4 protein-coding genes and 1 pseudogene are annotated in these 4,961 nt (G+C 63.8%); 2 read left to right on the plus strand and 3 right to left on the minus strand.

Annotated features, from left to right (window positions below):
- The 3 genes and pseudogenes from Q0D45_RS20895 to Q0D45_RS20905 all read right to left on the minus strand — a co-directional run.
- A pseudogene (locus Q0D45_RS20895) lies at positions 1 to 257 on the minus strand (efflux transporter periplasmic adaptor subunit); the annotation flags it as partial.
- Between the two features lie 88 nt (positions 258 to 345).
- Positions 346 to 1,881, minus strand: a complete 1,536-nt coding sequence (locus Q0D45_RS20900; protein WP_293397666.1) for an efflux transporter outer membrane subunit — start codon at positions 1,879 to 1,881, stop codon at positions 346 to 348.
- Positions 1,881 to 2,534, minus strand: a complete 654-nt coding sequence (locus Q0D45_RS20905; protein WP_293397657.1) for a TetR/AcrR family transcriptional regulator — start codon at positions 2,532 to 2,534, stop codon at positions 1,881 to 1,883. Before Q0D45_RS20905 ends, Q0D45_RS20900 begins: the two co-directional genes overlap by 1 nt.
- A 366-nt stretch (positions 2,535 to 2,900) precedes the next feature.
- On the opposite strand from Q0D45_RS20905, the gene Q0D45_RS20910 reads away from it, so the two are divergent.
- Positions 2,901 to 3,317, plus strand: coding sequence for a hypothetical protein (locus Q0D45_RS20910; protein ID WP_293397660.1), 417 nt, complete (start codon positions 2,901 to 2,903; stop codon positions 3,315 to 3,317).
- Positions 3,307 to 4,961: DUF1302 family protein (locus tag Q0D45_RS20915; protein WP_293397663.1), on the plus strand; the 1,655-nt coding region annotated here is incomplete at its 3' end. The genes Q0D45_RS20910 and Q0D45_RS20915, both read left to right, overlap by 11 nt.

Here is a 4,961-nt window from a genome sequence, read left to right on the forward strand (position 1 = left end):
GAGCGGAACGACACGTTGTCGACCAGGCCCGCGACTTCCGTCGACAGGGTCACGCCGCGCACCGCACGCACCGAACCGGCGGCGGCCTGGGTCGGCTGCCACTCTTCGAATGCGGCGGTCAGCGTGGAAACCGCGACCTGAGGTTCCGGCGCGGCCGCGAAGCCCGCCATCATTTTTTTGATCTGAAACGCCTTGACGCCGACGATGACGATCAGGATCAGAACGACGACGCCGATGAGGGTGAGCCAGCGCTTCATGGAGTTCTCCGGGAGTTTTGCATGCCGAGCTTCGAGGCGCGGTCAGTCGAGTGATTGGATGATCGTGTGCAGCAATTGCGGGCGGCGATCACGGCGCACCCACCGATGAACTGGCCGATTCAGTCGGCGGCGTACCACCTGGTGGGCCGGCCGGCAGTTCAGCGTCAGGATTGCGCGTGGCCCAGCCGCCGCCGAGCGCCTGGAACAGTGCAGCGGTATCGCTGAGACGGGCGGCGCGGGCGGCGATGTAGCCGGCGCGGGCCTGGGTATCGCGAGTCTGGGCATCGAGCACGGCCAGCGAGCTGCTGCTGCCGAGTTTGTACTGGCTCTCGGTCAGTTTCAGGCTCTGTGCCGACAGATCAGCAGCGGTGTACTGGGCCTGCAGATACTCGGCGTCGGTTTCCAGCGCGCGCAGCGCATCGGCGACATTGCGGAAGGCGTCGAGCACGGTCTGCCGGTAGTCGGCCGCCGTCTTGTCCAGGGTCGCGAATGCGGCGCGACGTTCGGCTCTCAGCTTTCCAGCATTGAACAGGGGCTGGGTGACATTGCCGGCAATCGACCAGACATTGCCGGTGAACAGTTGATCGATGACCGAAGCCTGGGTACCGAACTTGGCGGTCAACGCGATCTGCGGCAGCAGGTTGGCGGTGGCGATGCCGACCCGCGCCGAAGCCTCATGCATGGTCGCTTCCGCTGCCCGGATGTCAGGCCGCTGACGGACCAGCGACGACGGCAGCGATATCGGCAGCTCCTGCGGCAGGCTCAGTTCATCAAGCTCGAACGGCGCGCTGACGTACTCGCTCGGCAGCTTGCCGAGATAGACCGCGAGCTGGTTCTGCGCCTGGGTCATCGCCAGCTTGTAGGCCGGCAGCTTGCCGCGTTCGGTGGATAGCTGAGACTGCATCGACAGTAGTTCGGAGCGGGCGATGGCACCGCTGTCATAACGGGCTTGGGTGATCTTCAGCAGCGATTCCTGCTGCTGGATCACCAGCTCCTGGCCGACCATCAGGGAGCGCTGCTCGATTTCCCGGAACGCCGTGGTGACGACGTTGGCAACCAGCGTCTGATAGGTGGCTTCGAGCTGCCATTGCTGGAACTCGGCCGCTGCCCGCTCGGCTTCGACGCCGCGCCGCGTGCCGCCCCACAGATCGAGTCCGTAGCTGACGCCGATCGAGGTGTTGTAAAGGTTGTAGATCACGCCACCGCCGCCCGGGTTGCCGAAGGTGGCGGTATCGATCTTCTGTCGCGAGGCATCGAAGCTGCCTTCAGCCGACGGCAGCAGGTTGGAGCGTTCGGCGCGATAGTTCTGCTGCGCCACGCGCAACGCCGCCTGCGCGGACGCGACGCTCGGGCTGGCGATCAGGGCCTGTTCGACCAAGGCATTGAGCTTCGGCGCACCGAACAGCGTCCACCAGCGATCCGGCAATGCTTTCCCGGCCAGGAACTGTTGCGCTTCACCGCCCGGGACCGCTATCGAAACCGTCGTGCCGGGCAGCGCTTCGCTGGTGTAACGCGCGGTTTCAGGCGCCGCTGGCGTGGTGAAATCCGGACCCAGGGCGCAGCCGCTGGCAAACAAGGCCGAAGCGAACAGGCTCAGTCGGGTCCGTGAAGGCAGTTGCATCATCACGTCGGTTTCCTCTGGAATTGGGCGGCGTCGACCGCGACACCGTCTGCGTTATCAGGCAGCAGGCCATACAGCAGCGTTTTCACGACCTTGGCGGCGTACTCGGCCGGGACGGTCGCATTCCCCATGCCGGGCATGTGGCTCAGGATGTTGCGGTTCTGGAAGAACATCATTTCGCTGGCGCCGAGCATCCAGGCCGCGATGCCCGGATCCAGCTCGGACCGGAATTCGCCGCGATCGACACCTTCCTGAAACAAGGCGATGACGGCGTTGCAATTGCGCTGGAAGATGTTTTCGGCGATCTCCCGGCCCTTGCCGCTGCCGGCATTGAGCACTTCGCGGAAGATCAGCTGAGTTCGGGCTTCGTTCTCGAACATGTCGTGAAACTCGAACTCGACGAGACGCAACAGCTTCTCTGTGGAACTGAGGGGTTCGAGCAGCAACTGCTCGGCGAACTCCGCGTGGCACTTGCAGGCTTCGCGCATCACATCGAGATACAGCGCTTCCTTGGAATCGAAGTGATGAAAGATGTTGGCCTTGCAGACGCCGGCGCGCGAGGCGATCTCCGAGAGCGACACGGCGTCGAAGCCGGTCCTGGAAAAGAGCGACGCAGCAGCATCGAGTATTGACCGGGCACCGGCGGGAAGGCTCATCGCATCGACTCGTGACATCCGGCAGATAGGGAGGGGGCGAAGCGGTGAGCAGGCTACTGACTGACCGGACGGTTAGTCATTCTAACCACGCCATTAATGTGCTGGCAAGCACTGGCTGTTTGATGCGTAAAAGGCGGGCAAAGCGCCTAGGTCGCCCGTCGAGCAAAGTGCGCGGACTCTGCCATTGTCGGATGTCACAGTCATGTGTAGTCTGCTCTGACGAGATCGCTTGCCGGTTCATGGCCTAGAACCAGGAAGGCTGAACCTTCAGAAGCAGCCGGTCGAAGCATCGGCGCTGACTACGATCTGGAAAATGACAGAACAAGGCGGCGCAGCCGTCGGCGGTGAGGCGGGGAGATTCAGCGAATGAAGGCAGACCCTCTGGGTTCGACGGATGGCATGCCGGCCTGGGCGGCCGCGCGCGCGGAACTGTCGGAGGTGCTGGTCGGGCTGACCGATCTGCAGCTGCGCACCATCGTCACCACGCGGATGGCGCTGGCCATCTATCTGCTTTGCGTCGCCGGCGTGGCGGCAATCAACACCTCTCTGTCGGTGCTGGTGTTCGGTTACTCGCTGGCCCTGGAAGTGATCCTGTCGATCTTCCGCATCCTCGTGAACCTGGAAACGCTGATGGGTCATGGCGTCACCTTCAAGGGCCAGACCGAAACCATCGTCGATCGCACCGAGATCATCGCGCTGCCACGCATCCAGTTCTGGAAGCCGAGGCGCAGCAGGAAGAATCAGGAACAGGATGATGGCCAGAGCGGCACTGATGCGCGCTAGGGCCATCTTCGTCGTGGCTTTGCTGACGCCAATGCTGGCCAGTGCCGAGCCCTCCGGCGACAGCTGGACCGAAGGCTGGGTCCACGAGTGGACCAACCGGGTGTCGATCGGCACGGCGGTGCGTATCGAAGGCCGCGATTCGAATCTGGTCGGCAAGTCCAATCTCGATCCCAATCTGTGCGCGGCCGACGAATGCCTGTCGGTCAGCCCCAGCAACAGCGAACCGAACAACCGCTACCTGCTGGCGCCGGGCGCACGCAATTCGGTTTACGACGAAGGCAACCTGAACTACGACAAGGGCGATTTCATTTCCTCGCCGGTCAAGTGGAACTCGCGTGTCTCGATCCGGCGCGACAACCTGAAGATCGAGGTCGGCGGGCTGTTCTTCTACGACTACATCAATGCCAGCTTGAAGGAGAACCACCCGAACCAGATCGTCACGCCCGGTCCGGGGCCGGGACAGGTGGTGCGCAACAAGCGTGACATCGACACCATCCACCAGATCGGCTACGGCGCGCAGCTGCTCGATGCCTATGTGCAGGACACCTTCGAGATCGGAGGCCAAGCGATCGATTTCAGCCTCGGCCGCCAGCGTCTGGTCTGGGGCGAAGCCAGCTTCGCGACCCAGGGCAGCCTGAATTTCATCAATCCGCCGGACGTCAACAACCTCACCCGTCCCGGCGGCACCCTGGACGAGGTCTACCGGCCGGCCGGCATGCTGCTGGCGCGCGGGCCGTTCAATGACGATCTGAGCTTCGAAGCCTTCTACCAGTTCGAGTGGCGGCCGGTCGGCATTCCGCCGCGCGGCTCGTATTTTTCGTTCTTCAACGGCGGCAATCATCTGACTGCCGACGAAGGCATCATCGCGCCGTTCGCGAAGGCGCCGTACGACCCGCTGCAGATCGGCACGCCGGGCAACGACATTCTCGATCTGGTCAGCACCACCAGCTTCACCCTGCGGCGTGGCGAAAACCGCAATGCCCGCGATCAGGGGCAGTTCGGCGTGGCGTTGTACTGGCATCCGGACAACGACTGGTTCGACGGCTCGGAACTGGGTCTGTACTACTCGCGCTACCACTCGCGCATTCCGACGGCGAGCGCCACCGCCGCCGATGCCAGCTGCGCCCGCGCCGAGGGCAACCCGGCCGGCATCGATCCTGTCGACCTGACCAGCTTCATCGCCGCCTGCGGCGTACCCGGCACTCATCTGCGCGAAGCAGTGCCGCTGGACACCGCGCAGTACTTCCTCGAATACCCGGAAGACATCCATCTGTTCGGCGCCAGCTTCTCGACGCTCTATGAAGGGGTAGCGATCCGCGGCGAGTTCTCGTTCCGGCCGAACCAGCCGGTGCAGATCGATCTCGAAGACGTGTTGTTCGCCGCCCTGCAGCCGGCGCTGCCGCGCAACGATATTCCGCTATTCACCGCCAACAACACCGTGGAAGGCCTGCTGCTGGCGCTGCAGGATCCGACCAATGCGCTGGCGGTGATCGGCAATGCCGCCGGCAATCTGCCCGGTGCGATCAGCACGCTGCAGGCGCTGGCCGGTGCGCCGAACGTGCTCGGTACCACGGTGCCGGGCTCGCGTACGGCGATTCCCGATTTCCTCACCGGCTATCGCGGCGGCATTCCCGGCGAGGTCGC

Origin of the sequence: Nevskia sp. (assembly GCF_023266035.1) — a bacterium.
GTDB lineage: Bacteria > Pseudomonadota > Gammaproteobacteria > Nevskiales > Nevskiaceae > Nevskia.

What these genes read in the sequence shown, in the direction of transcription:
- Q0D45_RS20900 (WP_293397666.1), bottom strand. Translation starts at nt 1,881, where the DNA reads ATGATGCAACTGCCTTCACGGACCCGACTGAGCCTGTTCGCTTCGGCC.
- Q0D45_RS20905 (WP_293397657.1), bottom strand. Translation starts at nt 2,534, where the DNA reads ATGAGCCTTCCCGCCGGTGCCCGGTCAATACTCGATGCTGCTGCGTCG.
- Q0D45_RS20910 (WP_293397660.1), top strand. Translation starts at nt 2,901, where the DNA reads ATGAAGGCAGACCCTCTGGGTTCGACGGATGGCATGCCGGCCTGGGCG.